This window comes from Streptomyces sp. Ag82_O1-12, from assembly GCF_900182715.1.
Lineage (GTDB): Bacteria > Actinomycetota > Actinomycetes > Streptomycetales > Streptomycetaceae > Streptomyces > Streptomyces massasporeus.
On the sequence record NZ_FXUW01000001.1, the window covers coordinates 7,309,641 to 7,328,793 of the forward strand.

Annotated in this window: 16 protein-coding genes and 1 pseudogene; 5 read left to right on the forward strand and 12 right to left on the reverse strand. The window is 71.6% G+C overall.

Features of this window, described 5'->3' with window-relative positions:
• Positions 1 to 35: 35 nt before the first annotated feature.
• Positions 36 to 887 (forward strand): oxygenase MpaB family protein, encoded by an 852-nt coding sequence (locus QOL88_RS33270; protein WP_097221943.1) that lies wholly within the window; start codon positions 36 to 38, stop codon positions 885 to 887.
• A 31-nt stretch (positions 888 to 918) separates the two neighbouring features.
• Here the strand turns inward: QOL88_RS33270 and QOL88_RS33275 are convergent, their stop codons facing one another.
• From QOL88_RS33275 to QOL88_RS33290, 4 genes are all read right to left on the reverse strand, one after another.
• A complete protein-coding gene (locus tag QOL88_RS33275; protein WP_097221944.1) occupies positions 919 to 1,662 on the reverse strand; it encodes an IclR family transcriptional regulator in 744 nt (247 codons plus the stop codon).
• The gene (locus QOL88_RS33280) at positions 1,659 to 3,029 is read right to left on the reverse strand and encodes an alpha/beta hydrolase family protein (protein WP_097221945.1); all 1,371 of its coding nucleotides are present in this window, start codon (positions 3,027 to 3,029) and stop codon (positions 1,659 to 1,661) included. Before QOL88_RS33280 ends, QOL88_RS33275 begins: the two co-directional genes overlap by 4 nt.
• On the reverse strand, positions 3,026 to 4,372 hold the full coding sequence (locus QOL88_RS33285; RefSeq protein WP_097221946.1) for an MFS transporter: 1,347 nt from the start codon (positions 4,370 to 4,372) through the stop codon (positions 3,026 to 3,028). Before QOL88_RS33285 ends, QOL88_RS33280 begins: the two co-directional genes overlap by 4 nt.
• A gap of 80 nt (positions 4,373 to 4,452) precedes the next feature.
• On the reverse strand, positions 4,453 to 4,971 hold the full coding sequence (locus QOL88_RS33290) for a MarR family winged helix-turn-helix transcriptional regulator (protein ID WP_179879024.1): 519 nt from the start codon (positions 4,969 to 4,971) through the stop codon (positions 4,453 to 4,455).
• Between the two features lie 93 nt (positions 4,972 to 5,064).
• On the opposite strand from QOL88_RS33290, the gene QOL88_RS33295 reads away from it, so the two are divergent.
• From QOL88_RS33295 to QOL88_RS33310, 4 genes are read left to right on the forward strand one after another with little or no spacing between them, the layout of a single operon-like run.
• A complete protein-coding gene (locus QOL88_RS33295) occupies positions 5,065 to 5,982 on the forward strand; it encodes an SDR family NAD(P)-dependent oxidoreductase (protein WP_097221947.1) in 918 nt (305 codons plus the stop codon).
• A gap of 11 nt (positions 5,983 to 5,993) precedes the next feature.
• On the forward strand, positions 5,994 to 6,869 hold the full coding sequence (locus tag QOL88_RS33300) for an amidohydrolase family protein (protein ID WP_097223295.1): 876 nt from the start codon (positions 5,994 to 5,996) through the stop codon (positions 6,867 to 6,869).
• Positions 6,870 to 6,879: 10 nt separating this feature from the next.
• Positions 6,880 to 8,382 (forward strand): acyl-CoA synthetase, encoded by a 1,503-nt coding sequence (locus QOL88_RS33305; protein WP_097221948.1) that lies wholly within the window; start codon positions 6,880 to 6,882, stop codon positions 8,380 to 8,382.
• Between the two features lie 8 nt (positions 8,383 to 8,390).
• Entirely contained in the window at positions 8,391 to 8,846 is a 456-nt protein-coding gene (locus QOL88_RS33310; RefSeq protein ID WP_097221949.1) for a MaoC family dehydratase, read from the forward strand.
• Here the strand turns inward: QOL88_RS33310 and QOL88_RS33315 are convergent.
• The 8 genes and pseudogenes from QOL88_RS33315 to QOL88_RS33350 form a co-directional block, all read right to left on the reverse strand.
• Positions 8,837 to 9,664: a PaaX family transcriptional regulator gene (locus QOL88_RS33315; protein WP_097223296.1), complete on the reverse strand. Its 828-nt coding sequence runs from the start codon at positions 9,662 to 9,664 to the stop codon at positions 8,837 to 8,839. The two genes, QOL88_RS33310 and QOL88_RS33315, sit on opposite strands and share 10 nt — an antisense overlap.
• Positions 9,665 to 9,730: 66 nt before the next feature.
• Positions 9,731 to 10,156: pseudogene (locus QOL88_RS33320) on the reverse strand (histidinol-phosphatase); the annotation flags it as partial.
• A 32-nt stretch (positions 10,157 to 10,188) separates the two neighbouring features.
• Positions 10,189 to 12,015: a LamG-like jellyroll fold domain-containing protein gene (locus tag QOL88_RS33325; protein WP_097221950.1), complete on the reverse strand. Its 1,827-nt coding sequence runs from the start codon at positions 12,013 to 12,015 to the stop codon at positions 10,189 to 10,191.
• Positions 12,016 to 12,049: 34 nt separating this feature from the next.
• Complete coding sequence (locus QOL88_RS33330; protein WP_097223297.1) at positions 12,050 to 14,983, reverse strand: glycoside hydrolase family 2 TIM barrel-domain containing protein; 2,934 nt, start codon at positions 14,981 to 14,983, stop codon at positions 12,050 to 12,052.
• Positions 14,980 to 15,858, reverse strand: coding sequence for an alkaline phosphatase family protein (locus QOL88_RS33335; protein WP_097223298.1), 879 nt, complete (start codon positions 15,856 to 15,858; stop codon positions 14,980 to 14,982). The genes QOL88_RS33330 and QOL88_RS33335 overlap by 4 nt, the downstream gene beginning before the upstream one ends.
• Before the next feature lie 163 nt (positions 15,859 to 16,021).
• A complete protein-coding gene (locus QOL88_RS33340; RefSeq protein WP_097221951.1) occupies positions 16,022 to 16,870 on the reverse strand; it encodes a carbohydrate ABC transporter permease in 849 nt (282 codons plus the stop codon).
• Positions 16,867 to 17,751 carry a carbohydrate ABC transporter permease gene (locus QOL88_RS33345; RefSeq protein ID WP_097221952.1) on the reverse strand — a complete coding sequence of 295 codons (885 nt, stop codon included), beginning with the start codon at positions 17,749 to 17,751 and terminating at the stop codon, positions 16,867 to 16,869. The genes QOL88_RS33340 and QOL88_RS33345 overlap by 4 nt, the downstream gene beginning before the upstream one ends.
• A 124-nt stretch (positions 17,752 to 17,875) precedes the next feature.
• On the reverse strand, positions 17,876 to 19,153 hold the full coding sequence (locus tag QOL88_RS33350; RefSeq protein WP_097221953.1) for an ABC transporter substrate-binding protein: 1,278 nt from the start codon (positions 19,151 to 19,153) through the stop codon (positions 17,876 to 17,878).

Genomic DNA, 19,153 nt, shown 5'->3' on the forward strand with positions numbered 1-19,153 from the left:
CCGGACACTGGTCAGCAGGGGAAGGGAGGCCGACCGTGCTGACCGGAGTCCGTGAACAAGTGGGCCAGGCCCTGTTCCGCCGCGTCGCGGGACCCGGCGGACCCGCGACCCGTGCCCGTATCCACCACACGCCCGGCCCGCGCTGGTTCGCACCGGACCGGCCGATCCGCACGGTCCACGGCGACGCCTCGATGTTCATCGGCGGGCTGACCGCCCTGCTCCTGCAGTCCCTGCATCCGCTCGCGATGGCGGCGGTCGCCTCTCACTCCGGCTTCCGCGGCGACCCGTGGGGCCGCTTGCAGCGCACCAGCACCTTCCTGGCCGTGACGACGTACGGCACCGCCACGGACGCCCAGGAGGCGGTCGACCACGTGCGCGGCATCCACGAACGGATCCGCGGCACGACCGCCGAGGGCGTGCCGTACCACGCGGCCGACCCGCAACTGCTGGGCTGGGTGCACGCCGCCGAGACGGACAGCTTCCTGCGCGCCCACGAGCGCTACGGGTTCCGGCCCCTGGACGCCGCCGGCTACGACGCCTACGTCGCCGACACCGCACGCGTCGCCGAGGCGCTGGGGGCGCTCGACCCGCCGCGCGACCGCGGCGAACTGGCCGAGCGCCTGGCCGCCTACCGGCCCGAACTGCGGGCCACGCCCGAGGCCCGGGCAGCCGCCCGCTTCCTGCTGTTCCAGCCTCCCCTGCCCCTCCCCGTACGGCCGTTCTACGGGGGGCTGGCCGCGAACGCCGTGACCCTGCTCCCGCCCTGGGCACGCGGCATGCTGTGGCTGCCCCGGGTCCCGGTCGTCGAGGACCTCGCCGTGCGCCCCACCGGCCGGGCCCTGACCCGGACCATCCGCTGGGCCATGACCCCGGCCCGGGAAGCCTGAGCCCACGGCGTCCGCCGAGCCCCGGCGACGCTCAGGGCTGCCACCCCAGCGCCCGTGAGATCCCGCGCGCCGCCACCCGCACCGCCGGGCCCAGCACCGGGACCTGGGCGGTCGCGTGGGGCACCACGATCGACACGGCCGCGGTCACCGCGCCGTCCGCGCCGCGCACCGGCGCGGCCACCGACAGGGCGTCCTCCGTGACCTGACGGTCGCTCACCGCCACCCCCGACCTGCGCACATCGGCCAGCACCCGCCGCAGCCGCTCCGGCTCGGTGATCGTGTACGGGGTGAAGGACGCGAGGTCGCCCTCGCAGTACTCCTTCTGGAACACCGGGTCGCCGTGGGCCAGCAGGGCGAGTCCGACCCCGGTGGCGTGCAGCGGCCAGCGGGCGCCGACGCGGATGTGCACACCGACCGCCGACCGCCCCGACAGCCACTCGATGTAGACGACGTCCCGCCCGTCCCGCACGGCCAGCTGCACGTTCTCGTGCGTCGCCTCGTACAGGTCCTCCAGATACGGCAGCGCGATCTGCCGCAGGGCGAGGCCGCGCGGGGCCAGGGCGGCGAGCTCCCACAACCGCAGCCCGACGTGGTAGACGCCGGACTCGTCGCGCTCCAGGGCGCCCCACTCGGTGAGCGCGCCCACCAGCCGGTGCGCCGTGGTCAGGCTCAGCCCGGCCCGCCGGCTGATGTCCGTCAGGCACAGCGCCGGATGCTCGTGGTCGAAGGCCGCGAGCACGGACAGCAGCCGGCCGGGCGCGGTGGGGGCGGTCACGGCCGGGCGTCTCCCGGGTGGGCGAGGTCGTAGGGGCGGGGATAGTCGGCAGGCCGGTAGGGAACGTAGCGGGCCCCGGCCGTCGGGTCCTCCTGCTGCGCACGGGAGTTGAGCGCCCCGGGCGACACGTCCCAGTGGCCCGTGTCCAGGCGGTCTTCCAGGGCGTCCAGGGCGCCCAGCGTCTCGCCGGCGGTGAAGGCGCAGTGGCCGGGGCCGTCGACGTAGGCCTGACGCAGGAGCCCCGCGGAGCCCCCGGCCGTGGCCGCCCGCCGGTAGGCGCTCTCGGCCTGCACCGGGATCAGCGCGTCACCCGTCGTGTGGATGTTCAGCTGGGGGTCGGTGAGCCGGCCCGACGGCACACTGGTCTTCCGCATCCACCCCACGGCTCCCGGGTCCGCCGAGATCCGGGGTGCCCGGCCCAGGACCGAGAGGTCGGTACGCAAGGACAGGCCCGCCTCCTTGTAGAGCTCCGTGACCTCTTTGTACAGCGGGGACCGGGCGAGCATGGCCCCGTAGTCGACGCCAGTGTTCCAGGACGGGTTGCCGCCCGCCCGGCTCTCGGCCTCCTGCCGCCAGCTGAAGGCGGGCCTCTGGATGAGCCCCCGGACGGCGGCGACCTGGTTGGCCTGCTGGGTCCCCCAGTCGGTGGGGCCCGGCTTCGTCTGCGAGGCGTCGTTGTAGCCGGGGATGTTGTGCAGGGCGGCTGCGAGGGCGATACGGGCCCGGCCCTCGGGGGTCTGCTGGGCGGCGTCGACCTTCGTGGTGAGGCTCTTCGCGGCCGCGACCGCCTCGGCCTGGTCCGCGAACCCCGCGAGCCTGATGCCGGAGTCCGGGGCGAGCAGCGTACGCAGCGCGAACACCGGGTCCAGGGTGCTGTTCCAGTTGGCGACGCCGCCCTGCACCAGCCCGCACATCGACAGCGATCCGTCGAAGCGGTCGGCGTGCCGCTCGGCGAGCATGGTGGTGACGAAGCCGCCGTACGAGGTGCCCCAGGCGAGTGTCCGCCGGGCCGACCCGAACTTCTCGGTGAACAGGTCCAGCGTGGCCAGCTGGTCGGGCACCGCCTCGGTGATCGCCCAGCCGTTCGTCGCGTACGAGGAGCCGATCAGGGCGTAGCCCTCGGCCAGCAGCTTGTCCCGGGCGGCCGTACTCGGCGTGTTCTGGGCCTGCTTGGGGGAGCCCGCCGGGGCGTAGCCGTGGCTGTACAGCAGCACCGTGCCGTTCCAGGACGCGGGTACGTCCATCACGTACACGGCGCCGGACGGGAGTGCGCCCTCCAGGTGGGCGTCGGTGGCGTCGGCGGCCTGCGCGGGCAGCGCGCTCGCCACGGAGAGGCAGGTGGTCAGGAGAGCGAGGCGGATCCTCAACGCGGGGTTCCTTCCAGAGCGGGGGTGGCGGCGGCGGAGTCAAGGGCGTCCGTGTGCGTCTCGCGCAGCCGCCACACGGTGACCGCGGTGATGGCGGCGCCCGCGCACAGCAGCAGCGAGACGGGCGTGCTCCCTCCGCCGTACGAGGCGAGGAGGCTGCCGGCGATCAGCGGGGAGAAGCCGGCGCCGATCAGGGTCGCGCCCTGGTAGCCGAGGGAGGCGCCGGTGTAGCGGACGCGGGTGCCGAACATCTCCGTCAGCAGGGCGCCCAGCGGCCCGTACATCGTGGACTGGGCGACGCCGTGGCCGAGAGCGAGGGCGAGGATGAGCAGGCCGGGCGAGCCGGAGTCGACCAGGGCCAGCACGGGGAAGGCGAGCGCCGCCGAGGCGACGGCTCCGGCGAGCACGACGGGCCTGCGGCCGACGCGGTCCGACAGCGCGGACGCGGTGGGCAGCACGACGAGGGCCACGCAGGAGGCGACGGTGACGGCGGTCAGCACCTGTGGGCGGGTGTACCCCTCGTCGACGGCGTAGGAGATCATGAAGCTGGTCAGCAGGGACTGGGCGGTGAAGGCGCCGATGCCGACGCAGGCGGCCAGCAGCACGGGCTTCGGGCGGCGCAGCACCTCCAGGATCGGCGGCTTGTCCACCGGCTCCCGCTTGGCTTGCGCGAACAGCGGGCTCTCGGCGACCTTGAGGCGCACGAACAGGCCGACGGCCAGCAGCATGATGCTGAGCAGGAACGGCACCCGCCAGCCCCAGGAGCGGAACTCGTCGTCGGGCAGGCCGGCGACGAGGGTGACCACACCGGCCGACAGCACGGAGCCGAGCGGGGCGCCGAGCTGGGTGAAGCTGGACCACAGGCCGCGCCGGGAACCCCGCGCGTGCTCGGCGTGCTCGACGACCATCAGCATCGCGCCGCCCCACTCGCCGCCGATCGCGATGCCCTGCACCACGCGCAGGGCGACGAGCAGGACCGGCGCCCAGACGCCGATGGTGTCGTAGGTCGGCAGCAGGCCGATGAGGAAGCTGCCGGAGCCCATCAGGACCATGGTCAGCAGCAGCATCGACTTGCGGCCGAGCCGGTCGCCGAAGTGGCCGAAGAGGATGCCGCCGAGCGGCCGGGCGAGATAGCCCGCGGCGAAGGTGCCGAACGCCGCGATGGTGCCGACCGCCGGGTCGGCCCGCGGGAAGAACAGCTCCCCGAAGACGAGCGCGGCGACGGTGCCGTAGACGAGGAAGTCGTAGAACTCGACGGTCGTGCCGAGCAGGCCGGACACGGCGACGCGGCGCAACTGCCGGGAATCGGAGGAGGGTTGGGGAACGGACGGGGATGGCTGCACGGTGGGCTCCCTGGGGACGGGGCGCGGTTGGTCCGTGAAGTTATGCATCTATCGTGCAGCCGTCAATCATTTGCACAACATCAGTTCAGTCCGTCCTCCGCGATCCGCAGCAGCAGCGCGTGCAGCGACTCCCGTTCGGCCGGGTCCAGCGGGCCCAGCAGTTCGCCGGTCACCCGCAGGCCGGCCTCGTCGGTGTCGCGAAGGACGTCGCGGCCGCTGTCGGTCAGCGCGACGATCCGGCTGCGGCGGTCGTCCGGGGAGGGGCGGCGCTCGGCGAAGCCGAGCTTCTCCAGGTCGTCGACCAGGCCGACGATCGCGCTCGGGTCGTAGCCCAGCCGCGCGCTCAGTTCGCGCTGCAGGGCGCCGTCGGTCCCGGCGAGGAAGCGCAGCACCGCGTAGTGGCGCAGACGCAGGCCCGACTCCTGGAGGCAGGCGTTGAAGAGCTGTCCCGAGCGCAGGCCCAGGCGGTACAGCAGGTAGCCCGTGTCGGCGTGCAGGCCGCGCATCCACGGTTCGTGGGCGTCGATGGGCTTCGGGGTGACGTTCTGGCGTGTGATGGCGGGCTCCCTGGGCTCGGTGCTTCCCGGAGATTCCAGCATCTCGCACCTTCAGGGTGCCAACAACTATTGACGTCAACAATTATTGCTCTTAGCTTCGATCTCGAAGTCGACCCCGTGTGAAGGGACCCACCCGTGCCCAGCATCGATCTCTCCGGCAAGGCCGCCGTCGTCACCGGCAGCGGTCGCGGCCTCGGCCTCGCCTACGCACACGCCCTGGCCGCCCACGGCGCGTCCGTGGTCGTCAACGACGTCGACGAGGCGGTGGCCGAAGCGGCCGTGAAGTCCATCGTGGAAGCGGGCGGCAGGGCCGTCGCCGAGGTCGTCCCGGTCGGCACCTCCGAGGCCGCCGAGCGGCTGGTGAACCGCGCGGTCGAGGAGTTCGGCCGGCTCGACGTGCTCGTCACCAACGCGGGCATCCTGCGCGACAAGGTCCTGTGGAAGATGACCGACGAGGACTTCGACGCGGTCCTCACCACTCACCTCAAGGGCACCTTCACCTGCGCCCGCGCCGCCGCCGTGCGGATGCGCGAGCAGGGCGAGGGCGGCTCGCTGATCCTGGTCGGCTCCCCGGCCGGCCAGCGCGGCAACTTCGGCCAGACGAACTACGCCGCGGCCAAGGCCGGCATCGCGGCGATGGCCCGTACCTGGTCGATGGAGCTGGGCCGCGCGGGCATCACGGTCAACGCGATCGTGCCGGTCGCGGCCACCGCGATGACCGAGACCATTCCGGCCTTCGCCCCGTACATCGAGGCCATGAAGAACGGCGAGCCGCTCCCGGACTTCCTGCGCAAGGGGGAGGGCTTCGGCACCCCCGAGGACTGCGCGTCCCTCGTTCCGTTCCTCGCCTCCGAGGCCGCCCGGGGCGTCACCGGGCAGTGCGTCGGCATCGGCGGGGACAAGGTGGCACTCTGGTCGCATCCGCAGGAGATCAGGGCGGCCTACGCGGACGGCGGCTGGACCCCGGACACGCTGGCCGACGCCTGGCCCACCTCGGTCGGTGCCGAGCTCCAGTCGGTCGGCATCCCGGCGCCGAAGCTCCCGGAGGCGTGATGGACCGCTCGATGAACGTCGACGACCTGGTCGCGATCGACGTCCACACCCACGCCGAGGTGTCCTCCAAGGGCCACTCCTCCCTCGACGACGACCTGCACGACGCCTCCTCCGCCTACTTCAAGGTCGAGGGCAAGCGGAAGCCGACCCTGGAGGAGACCGCCGCGTACTACCGCGAGCGGAACATGGCCGCCGTGATCTTCACGGTCGACGCCGAGTCCGCCACCGGCACCCCGCCCGTCCCCAACGAGGAGGTCGCCGAGGCGGCCGCCGCCAACGCCGACGTCCTCATCCCCTTCGCCTCCATCGACCCCTTCCGGGGGAAGGCGGGAGTGAAGCAGGCCCGGCGGCTGGTCGAGGAGTACGGGGTGAAGGGCTTCAAGTTCCACCCCAGCATCCAGGGCTTCTTCCCCAACGACCGCGCGGTGGCGTACGACCTGTACGAGGTGATCGAGGAGACGGGTGCGATCGCCCTCTTCCACACCGGCCAGACGGGCATCGGCGCCGGGGTCCCCGGCGGGGGCGGGATCAGGCTGAAGTACTCCAACCCGCTCCACGTGGACGACGTGGCGGCCGACTTCCCGCACCTGAAGATCATCCTGGCGCATCCGTCCTTCCCCTGGCAGGACGAGGCCCTGGCCGTCGCCACGCACAAGCCGGGCGTGCACATCGACCTGTCCGGCTGGTCGCCGAAGTACTTCCCTCCGCAGCTCGTGCAGTACGCGAACACGCTGCTGAAGGACAAGGTGCTCTTCGGGTCCGACTTCCCCGTCCTCACCCCCGACCGCTGGCTCGCCGACTTCGGCAAGCTGACGATCAAGGACGAGGTCCGGCCGAAGATCCTCAAGGAGAACGCGGCCCGCCTGCTCGGACTGACGAAACCGTAAGGGGCGTGACATGCGCAACGAGGGACTGGGGTCATGGCCCGCACGCCGGGCCCGCAAGACCCCGCACCGCACCGCCCTGATCCACGGCGAGTCGGCCACCGACTACGGCGCCCTCCACACCCGCACCACCCGACTGGCCCACGCCCTGCGCGCCCGGGGCGTGCGCCGCGGCGACCGGATCGCCTACCTCGGCCCGAACGACCCCTCCTACCTGGAGACCCTGTTCGCGGCCGGCACGCTCGGCGCCGTCTTCGTCCCGCTCAACATCCGCCTCGCCGGTCCCGAGATCGCCTACCAGCTCGCCGACTCCGGCGCGCGGGCCCTCGTCTACGGCCCGTCCTACGCCGGTCTGGTCGCCGGCCTGCCCGGCAGCACGGACGTCCGCGTCTACCTGGAGGTCGGCGGCGAGTACGAGGCGGCCGTCGCCGAGGCACCCGCGGAGCCGATCGACGAACCGGTCGGCGCCGACGACACCTGCATCATCATGTACACCTCGGGCACGACCGGCCGCCCCAAGGGCGCCATGCTCACCCACGGCAACCTCACCTGGAACGCGATCAACGTCCTCATCGACCATGACCTGGTCGCCGACGAACGCGCCCTGGTCTCCGCCCCGCTGTTCCACACGGCGGGCCTGAACATGCTGACCCTGCCCGTCCTGCTCAAGGGCGGCACCTGCGTCCTGGTCGACGCCTTCGACGCGGACGCCACCTTCGACCTCGTCGAACGCCACCGCATCACCTTCATGTTCGGCGTGCCGACGATGTTCGACCAGGTGGCCCGCCACCCGCGCTGGCCGGAGGCGGACCTCTCCTCGCTGCGCATCCTCACCTGCGGCGGCTCCCCGGTCCCCACCCCGCTGATCGAGGCGTACCAGGAGCGCGGCCTGACCTTCCTCCAGGGCTACGGCATGACGGAGGCCGCTCCCGGCACGCTCTTCCTCGACGCCGAACACGCCGTCGCCAAGGCGGGTTCCGCGGGCGTGCCGCACTTCTTCAGCGACGTCCGCGTCGTACGGCCGGACCTGTCGCCGGCCGACACCGGCGAGGTGGGCGAGGTCGTGGTGCGCGGCCCGCACGTCATGCCCGGCTACTGGGGGCTGCCCGAGGAGACGGCCGCCTCCTTCACGGACGGCTGGTTCCGCAGCGGGGACGCCGCCCAGGTCGACGAGGACGGCTACGTCCACATCGTCGACCGCATCAAGGACATGATCATCTCGGGCGGGGAGAACATCTACCCCGCCGAGATCGAGGACCGGCTCCTCGCCCACCCCGACATCGTCGAGTGCGCGGTGATCGGGGTGCCGGACGACAAGTGGGGCGAGGTGCCCCGCGCGGTCGTCGTGCCCCGCGAGGGCGCCGCCCTCGACCCCGACGAGGTGCTCGCCTCCCTCGCGGGCCGCCTCGCCAAGTACAAGATCCCGAAGTCGGTGGTCCTCGCGGACGAACTCCCGCGCACCGCCTCCGGAAAGCTCCTCAAGTCCCGCGTCCGTACCCGCTACGGCAAGAGTTAAGGATCCGCATGAGCATCACCGTCAACGGCCTCGACGAACTCAAGAAGCTCGCCGGCAGCGACCTCGGCACCAGCGAGTGGATCGAGGTGACGCAGGAGCGCATCGACACCTTCGCCGACGCCACGGGCGACCACCAGTGGATCCATGTGGACCCCGAGCGCGCGAAAGACGGCCCCTTCGGCGCCCCCATCGCGCACGGCTACCTCACGCTCTCCCTCTTCATCCCCCTGTTCACCGAGCTGCTGGACGTCCAGGGCGTGACGACGAAGGTCAACTACGGCCTCAACAAGGTGCGTTTCCCCTCACCGGTCAAGGTCGGCTCCCGCATCCGCCTGACGGCGAAGCTCGCCGAGGTCGAGGAGGTGCCGGGCGGTGTGCAGATCACCGTCGAGGGCGCCATCGAGATCGAGGGCGCCACCAAGCCGGCCGCGGTACTGCAGAGCCTGTCGCGGTTCTACGCCTGAGGCCGCGCCGGCACCAGGTCCAGAAGGCGTTCCGAGGCCTCGTGGGCGAGCGGTGAGAGCCGTTCGTGCACGGTCCGGAACGTCTTCTCGGCCTGTTCCGCCGGCCAGTCGTCCGGCAGGTGCCCGACGGGCAGCCGTGGGTCGCGCCGGACGATCTGCAGCCACTCCGTCTGCAGGCGCAGGCGCAGCACGAGGGCGTCGCCGGCGTCCGGCAGGTCGTGCTCCCAGGGCTGCCAGCGCCCCACGAACCCCTGGTAGCGGCCGGCCAGCTCGGACAGCTCCCAGGTCTCCTCGATCATCTGGCCGATGTCCGTGCCGGTGTCCGCGTGCGCCCGGAACACCTTCACATGGGCGGACAGGCCGAGCTCGGCCACCAGGGCCGACACGTCGACCTCGCCGGGGGCGATCCACAGGCCGTTGAACAGCGGGCCGAAACCGCTCCAGGCCAGCTGGGAGCGCAGGTCGTGGCGCCGGCGCTGCCAGGACTCCGGCAGGGAGAAGCCGAGCAGCGTCCAGGTGCCGTCCCAGTGCCGGTTGACGGCACCCGTCTGCCAGATGCGCTGCTCGCCGTCGCGCAGCACCGCCTCCGAGCGTTCCGTCAGCCCGAAGTACATGCGGCGGCCCTCGCGCTGCCGGCGCAGCAGGTCACGGCCCGCCATGCGGCTCAGCGTGGAGCGCGTGGCCTGCTCGCCGATCCCGGCGCGGGCGAACACGTCGATGACGCTGCCCGAGTACACGCACACGTCGCGGCCGAGCACCTGGTCGCCCAGGAACGTCAGCATGAGGGACTGGGGCCGCAGCGACTCTTCACCGGTCACGCGGCCCACCGTACCTCCGCTCGCCCCGTCCGTTCGATCGGTCCGTGACCTGCTGGTACCCGGGGGTCAGGAACCCTCGACGTCGACGAAGACGGGGTTGGAGTAGAACCACGTGTCCTCCCACGGGTCACCGTCCCCGGGCGGATGCGGCAGCGGGCCGTGCGGATCGACCGACGCGCCGAGGCAGCCGGGGCCGTTGCGGTTGCCGTCGCTGCCGCGCAGCCGGACGTAGAAGGACTCCTCGCCCGCGGTCAGCGGGATGCGCAGCGTGCAGGTGCCCGTGCGGCCCGAGACGTCCTTCGACTCGACGACCCGCGTGTCGGGTGCCTTCCAGCTGTCGCGGTCGGCGACCGGGCCGCGCACCGCACCGCGGACGACGTCCACATGCGCCAACTCGGGCAGGATCCCCCGCGGGTTGGGGCGCGAGGAGGTCGTCACCGTGACGTTCAGGGTGAGTTTCTCGCCCTTGCGCACCCGCAGCCTGCTGCCGAGTGCTCGGTCATGATCGGGGGCCCTTCGGGAGCTCAGTGATTCATGAAGGAGGTGACGGGCAGCGCCCGGGCGACGATCCGGACGTCGCCGAGCCGGCCGTGGAAGATCTGGTCGATCTTCCCGCCGTACTCGTAGCCGCCGAGCAGCCACGGCAGGCCGACGGAGGTGATGCCGGTGGAGGACGCCTTGGGGTTGCGGAGCACCGGGCAGCCCTCGACGTACAGCGTGGTGTGCCTGCCGTCGTTGACGACCGCGAGGTGCCACCAGGTCTCCAGCGGCGTCTCCTGCGCCCAGTTGGTGGCGATGCCCTGCTGGTTGAGCGGCCGCATCGCCCACTGCGGCTCACGGTCGTTGGACAGGGACAGCGTGGCCAGCGGCTCGTCCGGGTCGTCGGCGGTCTTCCCGGCGGCGCCGCCCGTGCCCGTGCGGGAGACCAGACCCGACCAGGCGTTGTGGTCCGGGTCCCAGTCGGCGGGCAGCCGGTAGAAGGCCTCGATGGTGTAACCGTCCTTGAACGTGGCCGCGTTGAGCGGGGCGCCGTCGACCGTCCTCAGATACGCGCCCTTCAGCGGGGACTTGAAGCCCTGGAACTCCAGGCTGCCGCGGCCCGGCTGGTCGGGGTGGTGGTCGGCCGACCAGCCCAGCGCACCGCCGCCGACGGTGACCAGGGAGAGGTCGTTGCCCCGCCCGGACAGGTCGCGGACCCTCCCGTCCACGGGCTTCTCGAAACGCCAGTACGCCACCGTGTCCGGCAGCAGCATCGTCGAGACGGGCCGAGCCGGCCGTGCGGGTACGGGCGCGAAGCCGGAGAATCGTTTCTGGAAGTCGATCTCGACGGAGAAGCGGTCGGCGTCGCCGCTCAGCTCCATCTCCTGCCGCTCCAGCTCGTTGAGCCCCTTCGCCGCCCGGCCCAGGATCCACGGCGAGAGCGTGTCCACGTCGATCACGCCGCGGTCCAGGTCGAAGCGGTAGAGGCGGATCATCGCCGCGCCGCCGAAGTAGCGGTTCTGGTAGTTCGTCAGATGCAGATGGACGTCGTGCCCGGCCGCGTTCTTCCGGGTCGCGCGGGCGGCCGGCCAGTAGTGCCCGCCCAGGGCCAGGAAGATCTGGTCGTGGTCCTCGATCAGCTGGTCCCACAGCTGCTGCCCGTAGTCCGACAACGTGTCGTCCTCGACGACCAGTTCGTGCGTCGTGAGGACCACCGGCGTCTTCGGGTGCTTCGCCAGTACGCCCTTCGCCCACGCGTAGCCCTGCGGCGACAGTCGCCAGTCCAGGGCGAGCACCAGCCACTCCCGGCCGCCCGCCTCGAACCGGTGGAAGGAGTTGTAGCCGTCCGGGGAGGCCCCGCCGAACGTCCGCTGCTCCCCGAACCGCCGCGGCCCGAAGGCGTCCAGGTACGGGGTGCTGCCGCGCTGGTCGGTCGTCGACGACTTCACGTCGTGGTTGCCGGCCAGGACGCTGTAGCCCACGCCCCGCCGGTCCAGCAGCCGGAACGCCTCCCCGATCGCGGCGAACTCCTCCTTCGCGCCGTTCTGCGTGAGGTCACCGAGATGCGACAGGAAGACGATGTTCTCCTCCCGGCCGTGCTCCAGCAGATAGCGCAGCGAGGCCTCGACCGGGGCCTTGTCGATGCTCGGCCCGTCGAAGAGGTACTGCGTGTCCGGCATCACCGCGAGCGTGAAGCGGCGGCTGCGCGGGTCGGGGCGCCACGTCGAGGCCGCCGCCTCGGCGGTGACGGCCGGCAGCGCGGTCACCGCCGCCGCCGTCGCGCCGAGCAGCGCCGTCGCACGGAGGAAACCGCGTCGTCCGGCACCGGCCTGGGGCGCCTCGCCCGGGTCGTGGTCAAGCGAAGTGCACACGGGTGCTCCATGAGGTGACTGAGAGGGGAGGAACTCAGAGAACGCGCAGTGTCCAGCTCCAGCGGTGGACGCCTGCCGCGACGAGGTAGGAAGCGAAGGTGTCGGGCCCGCAGGAGGCCGTGCCCAGTCCGCGGTGCGCCGCGTCGATGTGCACCACGCACCCGGCCCGCGGCACCAGTTCGTCATGGTGCGCGACGGCGGCGAGATCGGCCGCGCGATGCCGGGTCACGGAGACCTGGCGGGCCCGGTCCAGCCGCACCGCGAGGCCGGTGGCGTCGGGCGCGGACAGCGTGAACCGCCGTACGCCGTGCCGCCCGCCGCTCTCCTGCGGCCGCAGATAGGGCGTGAACAGCTCGTCCACCGGAAGGCGGTGGTGGCCGACGGGCGCGCCCGCGGCCCGGTCCGGATACGACTCCCAGGGGCCCTGCCCGAACCACTCCAGCAGGTTCAGCCCGGCGACCGTCTCGAACACGGTCCCGACCCGGGCCACGTCGTGCAGCGCCTCGGGCAGTACGGCGCTCTCGTCGACGATCAGCCCGCCGTCCACGGCCGTCAGCACCTGCTCGTGCCGGACGGTGCCGCCCGCGCAGAGGTAGTCGGACACCACGGCGACCCGGCCGGGGGACCGCCGTACGGAGACGACCTCGCGGGTGGGCGCCTGAAGACCCCAGTCTCGCCAGCGGTCCGCCATGCCGCCCAGTACGTCGTTGTCGGTCGGCGCCCGCCACAGCGACAGGGTGGGCGCGGCCGTCAGCAGCGGATGGACCAGCAGCCCGTCCTCGTCGACCTCGACCGTGCCGTCCGGGACCCGGGTGTGCGCCGGCGGGAGCGCCGCCCGCAGCCGCACCTGCGGCAGGCACACCACCGTGCCGCGCGGTGCCCATGGCTCGTCCCCGGCCGTCGTGACCCGCAGGGTCAGCCACGCCTCGCCGCCGTCCTCCGGCACCGCGAACGGCAGCGGCACCGCGGCCGTCTCACCGGGCCGCAGTGCGGGCAGTTCGGCGGGCGCCGTCAGGGTGTCGCCGTCGGCGAGGGACAGCTCCCACTCGCCGGACAGCCACTCCAGGCCCCGGAAGTGCTGGTGGTTGCCCAGGACGACGCCCTCGTGCCGGAAGGCGGCGATCCGCACCGGTGCGGCGATCTGCCGGTGCTCGAACATCACCGGCTTGGGGGTGCGGTCGGGGAAGACGACCCCGTCGGCGATGAAGGCGCCGTCGTGGTCCGTCTCGCCGAAGTCGCCGCCGTAGGCCCAGCGGTGCCCGGGCGCGGCGACACCGTTGTCGTAGAGCCCGGCGCCCCCGCGCCCGGCGGGTCTGCCGTCGTTCACACGCTGGAGGATGCCGTGGTCCCAGAACTCCCAGATGAACCCGCCCTGAAGACCCGGGGTGGCCTCGATGGCCGCCCAATGGTCCGCCAGCGTGCCGTTGCTGTTGCCCATGGCGTGCGAGTACTCGCACTGGACGAGCGGCTTGGTCTGCGTGCCGGACAGGGCGTGCGCGAGGCACTCCTCCAGCGGGGCGTACATCGGGCAGGCGATGTCGGAGGCCAGGTCCGGGTCGGCCCAGCCGCGCTTGGCCGCGCCCTCGTACTGCACCGGCCGGGTGGGGTCGTGCCGGCGCACCCACCCCGCCGCCGCGTCGTGGTTCGCGCCGTAGTCGGACTCGTTGCCCAGCGACCAGATGACGACGCACGGGTGGTTCTTGTCCCGCAGCACCATCCGCGCGACCCGGTCCACGAACGCGCCCAGGTAGCGCGGGTCGTCGGCGATCTCGTGCGCGTGGTCGTGGGATTCGATGTCGGCCTCGTCGACGACGTAGAAGCCGAGCTCGTCGGCCAGGTCGTACAGGGCCGGGTCGTTCGGGTAGTGCGCGGTGCGGATCGCGTTGAAACCGAAGCGCTTCAGCAGGACGAGGTCCGCGCGCATGTCGTCGTAGGTCACCGTCCGCCCGGTCAGCGGGTGGAAGTCGTGCCGGTTGACGCCGCGGATGAACACCCGCTCACCGTTGACCAGCAGGTCCCGGCCGTCGATCTCGACGTCGCGGAAGCCGACGCGATGCCGGGAGGTGTCGGCGACCGTGCCGTCGGCGCGGTGGAGGCGGACGGTCAGGCCGTACAGCTCGGGCGTCTCGGCGTTCCAGGTGCGCACGTCCGGTACGGCGGTACGCAGCCGCGCCTCCCCGAGGAAGTCGGAGACGCGCTCGTCCTCGGCGTTGGCCCGGTCGAACTCCGTGTCCTGCGTGAGCAGCTGCCCGTCCAGCTCCCCGCTGACGTACCAGCCCTCGGGCAGCGCCCCGCCCGCGTCCCGCACCCGGCACTCCACCAGCAGGTCGCCGTCCCGCCGGGCCCGCACGGTCACGTCCGCGAGATGCAGGGGGTCGACGGCGTACAGCAGCACCGAGCGGGTGATCCCGCCGTGCCACCACTGGTCCTGGTCCTCGATGTGTGAGGCGTCCGACCACTTCACCACGGTCAGGCGCACGGTGGCCCGCTCCCCGGGGCGCACCAGGCCCGTCAGGTCGAACTCGGCGGCCAGGTGCGCGTCCTTGGAGATCCCGACGGGCCGCCCGTCCACATGCACCAGCAGCACGCTCTCGGCGGCCCCCACCTGGAGGACGATCCGCCGCCCGGCCCACTCGGCCGGCACGTCCACACAACGCTCGTACACCCCGGTCGGGTTGGCGGCGGGCACACCCGGCGGGAACTCGGCGAACGGCATGCGGATGTTCAGGTACCGCGGGAGGTCGTGGGTGCCCTGCATGGTCCACACCCCGGGCACGTACGACGACCCCCAGACCTCCCCGAGCGGGGCGTCCGGCGCGGGCAGCAGCTGGAAGCGCCAGTCGCCGTCGAGCGGGACGGCTCCGGAGCGCCGGTCGACGGCGTTCATCGGCAGCCGGCCCCAGGAGGTCACCTCGGGGGCCTCCCAGGGGCGCAGGGCTGTCAGGGGATCGAGGGGTGCGTCGTTCATGACCATTCCGAAGTCGGTGCGGTGGGCCCGGGCAGCACACGGCCCTGCAGGCCCCAGGCGGGGTCCACGGGGATGCCGAGACGGTCCAGGACGGTGGGGGCGATGTCGACGAGGCGGGGTGTGTCGAGCCGGGTGCCTCCGCGCCGGGCGGGTCCGCCCGGTTCGGCGAGGATGACGAAGACCTCCCGCTCGGCGCGGGAGTCGCCGCCGTGGCCACCGGAGTCGAGGTGCCCGTGGTCCGTGGTGATCAGCACGGTCCAGTGCTCCTCGGCGCGGCCGGGGTGCGACGCCCGGGCCTCGATCGCCGCGAGCAGCTGCCCGAGGTGGGCGTCCTGGGCGAGGAGGGCCCGGTCGTAGGCGGGGGAGAGGGGGCCCGTGTCGTGACCGGCCTCGTCGGTGGCGCCGAAGTACACGAACAGCACGTCCGGGTCGGACGTGGTGAGCCAGCGCAGAGCCGTGCGGGCGACGCGGCGGTCCGCGGTCTCGTAGCCCCTGGATTCGCCGTTGTGGCGCACCCGCCGGCCGATGGACCGGCCGAGGGTGCCGCGGCGGACCAGGGCCGGCCAGGACACCGCGGCCGCCGTGCGCAGACCGGGCCTGGCGCGGGCGGCGCGGGTCAGGAAGTCGGGGTAGCGGGCGTAGTCGGCGCCTTTGAAATCGTTGCCGGTGACCCCGTGGCGGTCGGGCCACACCCCGGTGAGGATGCTCGACCAGCCGGGGCCGGAGTCGGTGTAGGCCGTGTCGGCCGAGGGTTCGTCGTCCGCTCGGCCGTAGGGCAGCAGGCTCGTCCCGACGGCGCCTTCGGCCATCAGGGCGTGCAGGACCGGGGCGTTGGCCGACGAGTGGGTCAGCCGGTCGTAGCGCAGGCCGTCCATGCCGACGAGGAGGACCTTGGGGCGTGGGGCCTCGGTGTTGACGTCCGTCACAGGGTGCCTCTCTTGTGTGGCTGCCGAGAGCTCGGGGAGGGCTGCTGCCCGTTCCCGGCCGCGCGCCCGTCGTGGCTGATCGCGCAGTTCCCCGCGCCCCTTCGGGGGCGCGTCAACTGCCCTGCACCGCCCCCTCCGTGGCCCCCGCGATGAACCCGCGGGCGAAGATCGTGAAGACCACGACCAGCGGCACGGACGCCATGAGGACACCGGCCATGACCATGCTGTAGTCGGTGGTGTGGCCGACGTGGAGCTGGGCCAGGGCCACCTGGAGGGTGAGGTGGGTGGGGTCGTTGAGCACGACCAGCGGCCAGATGTAGTCGTTCCAGGCGCCGACGAAGGCGTAGATGGCGAGGAAGGACAGCGCGGGCTTGATCATCGGCAGCACGATGTTCCAGTACTGGCGGAGGAACCCCGCGCCGTCGATGCGCGCGGCGTCGAGGAGTTCGTCCGGCACGCCGTTCTCTATGTACTGGCGCAGCCAGAAGATGCCGAAGGCGTTGGCTAGCGCGGGCAGGACGAGCGCCTTGAGCGTGCCGACCCAGCCGATGTCGGACATGAGGATGAACTGCGGGAGGACGGCCAGCTGGAGCGGCAGCATCATGAACCCCACCAGCAGGGCGAACAGCGTCTTGCGGCCGGGGAAGTCGAACTTGGCGAACACGAACGCCGCCAGGGAGTCGACGAACAGGACCAGGACGGTCGTGACGGTCGCGACGACGAGGGTGTTCAGCATCGACCCGAAGAAGTCGATGGTGTCCAGCACGTGCCGGATGTTCTCCAGCAGGTGGGAGCCGAAGGTCAGCTTCGGCGGGCTCTTGTAAATGTCCTCGGTGCTGTTCGTCGCCATGACGATCGTCCACACGAACGGGAAGACCGAGATCAGCACGGCCAGGGCGAGGACGATGTGCGCGGTCAGGCCCTTGGGACGCCGGGACCGCCTGGGGGCCACTGCGGTCATGACTTCCTCCCGCGCTGGACCAGACGCCAGTTGACGACGACCAGCACCATGATCAGTACGAAGAAGGCCCACACGATGGCCGCGCCGTAGCCGTAGTCGTTGTTGACGAAGGCCGACTGGTAGAAGTACAGCAGCGTGGTCAGGCCCGCCTGGCCGGGGCCGCCGAGGTTCGGGTTGGCGGCGTTGCTGCCGAACAGGACCTGGGGTTCGCTGAAGCTCTGCAGGCCGTTGATGGTCGAGATGATGACAGTGAACAGGATGATCGGCCGCATGATCGGCACGGTGATCCGGAAGAACGTGCGGATCGGCCCGGCGCCGTCCAGCCTCGCCGCCTCGTAGATCTGGGTGGGGATGGCCTGGAGGCCGGCCAAGTAGATGATCATGTTGTAGCCGGTCCACATCCAGGTCATCAGCAGCGCGATGACCAGTTTGATCAGCCACGGATTGCTCAGCCACGGCACGGGCGAGATTCCGGCCGTGCCCAGGATCGCGTTGACCAGGCCGAAGTTGTTGCTGAACACCGCGCCGAAGAAGATCGACACGGCGACGATCGAGGTGACGTTCGGTACGTACAGGGCGATGCGGTAGAAGCCCTTGAAGCGGCGCACCGAGTGCAGCAGCGTCGCCAGCACCAGGGCGCCGAACAGCGTGGGGACGGTGGACAGGACCCAGATCACCAGGGTGTTGCGGATCGACAGCCAGAAGACCGGGTCGTCCCACAGGAAGCGGAACTGCTGCAACCCCACGAACTGCACGCTGCCCAGGCCGTCCCAGCGCTGGAAGGCGAGATACAGCGAGTAGAAGACCGGCAAGAACGAGAAGACGCCGAAGATCAGGAAGAAGGGCGAGATCGCGAGGTACTGCCGCCAGTGGGACAGCACACCGCGACGCCCTGGCCGCACGGCACCCGCGGGCGGCGTACGCCGCGGCCGAAAGCGGGCCGGGCCGGGCCCGTCGTGGTGCCGGGGCACCGTGGCGGAACCGGTGACCGGAGGTGAGGACACCTCAGTTCACCCCCTGCCGCCGGGCGATCTGCTTGGCCTGACCGACCGCGTCCTTCCAGGCGGCCTCGGGCTTCTTGCCCTTGGCCTCGATGCTGGACAGCTCGGTCATGAAAGGCGCCATGACGGCGGCGTCTGCGGGTGCCTCGTATGTGGACGGGATGGCCTTGGCGGCCGGACCGAAGACCTCGATGATCTTCTGCCCGCCGAAGAACGGGTCACCGCCGGTCATGGCCGGCATGGCGTAGGCCGCCGGTGCGGCGGGGAAGATGGCGGCGTCGGTGAAGCCGCGGGCGTCGTTCTCCGGGCTGAGGATCCAGCTGATGATCTTGAACGCCTCTTCGGGGTTCCGGCACTGCTTGGGCAGGGCCAGGTAGGAGCCGCCCTGGTTGGCCGGTCCGCCGGGCATCGCGCAGACCCGCCACTTGCCCTTGGTCCGCGGGGCCGCCTGCTCGATGTCCAGGGCGTGCCAGGCGGCCCCGAGTTCGGTGCTCAGGGTCTTGCCGACGGCGGCGTTCCAGGTGTTGTCGTTGATCTTGGCGTCGAGACCCAGTGTGTAGGGGCGGACCGCCGTGTTCCACGCCTTGCGGATGTGGTCCTGGTCGCCGATGAAGTGGTTGTCCTTGTCGATGAACCGCTCGGTGCCCTGCCCGACCGCCATGGTGAAGACGGAGCCGATGTTGTTGACCAGGTAGGTGCCCGGCACCTTCTTGCGCAGCTCCGTGCCGAGCGCGAAGTACTCCTCCCAGGTTCCGGCCCGGGCGGCGACCTTGTCGGGGTCGGTGGGCAGCCCCGCCTTGTCGAACAGGTCCGCTCGGTAGAAGAGCGCGGTGGGGCCGATGTCGATCGGGAAGCCGATCTGCTTGCCGTCCTCGGTCTGGGCGAGCTTGGTCTTCCAGTCCAGGTACTGGGACGCGATCTTCTCGAAGCCCAGGTCGTTGAGGTCGAGGAAGCGGCCCGCGTTGGGCAGGAAGGACGCCATGTCCTCGCCCTTGATGCCGGTGATGTCGGGCACGGAGGCGCCCGCGGCGAGCGTGGTGGTGAGCTTCTGCTTGAAGTCGCCGCCTATCGAGGCGGCGGTGAGCTTCACCTGGCCGCTGAAGTGCGTCTTCGCCTCGGCGACCACCTTGTCACTGAGTGCGCCTCCCCAGTACCACAAGGTGAGGTTCTTGCCGTTCTTGCCGCCGGTCGATCCCGAGCCGCCGCCGCAGGCGACGGTCAGACCGGAGGCGGCCGCGGTCAGCGCGGCGGCCTGGAGGAAGCCTCTACGAGAAAGGTCCAC

Excerpts from the sequence above, each read along its gene's own strand:
- QOL88_RS33330 (WP_097223297.1), bottom strand. The coding sequence starts at position 14,983 with ATGAACGACGCACCCCTCGATCCCCTGACAGCCCTGCGCCCCTGGGAG.
- QOL88_RS33340 (WP_097221951.1), bottom strand. The coding sequence starts at position 16,870 with ATGACCGCAGTGGCCCCCAGGCGGTCCCGGCGTCCCAAGGGCCTGACC.
- QOL88_RS33290 (WP_179879024.1), bottom strand. The coding sequence starts at position 4,971 with ATGCTGGAATCTCCGGGAAGCACCGAGCCCAGGGAGCCCGCCATCACA.
- QOL88_RS33310 (WP_097221949.1), top strand. The coding sequence starts at position 8,391 with ATGAGCATCACCGTCAACGGCCTCGACGAACTCAAGAAGCTCGCCGGC.
- QOL88_RS33305 (WP_097221948.1), top strand. The coding sequence starts at position 6,880 with ATGCGCAACGAGGGACTGGGGTCATGGCCCGCACGCCGGGCCCGCAAG.
- QOL88_RS33300 (WP_097223295.1), top strand. The coding sequence starts at position 5,994 with ATGAACGTCGACGACCTGGTCGCGATCGACGTCCACACCCACGCCGAG.
- QOL88_RS33335 (WP_097223298.1), bottom strand. The coding sequence starts at position 15,858 with ATGGACGGCCTGCGCTACGACCGGCTGACCCACTCGTCGGCCAACGCC.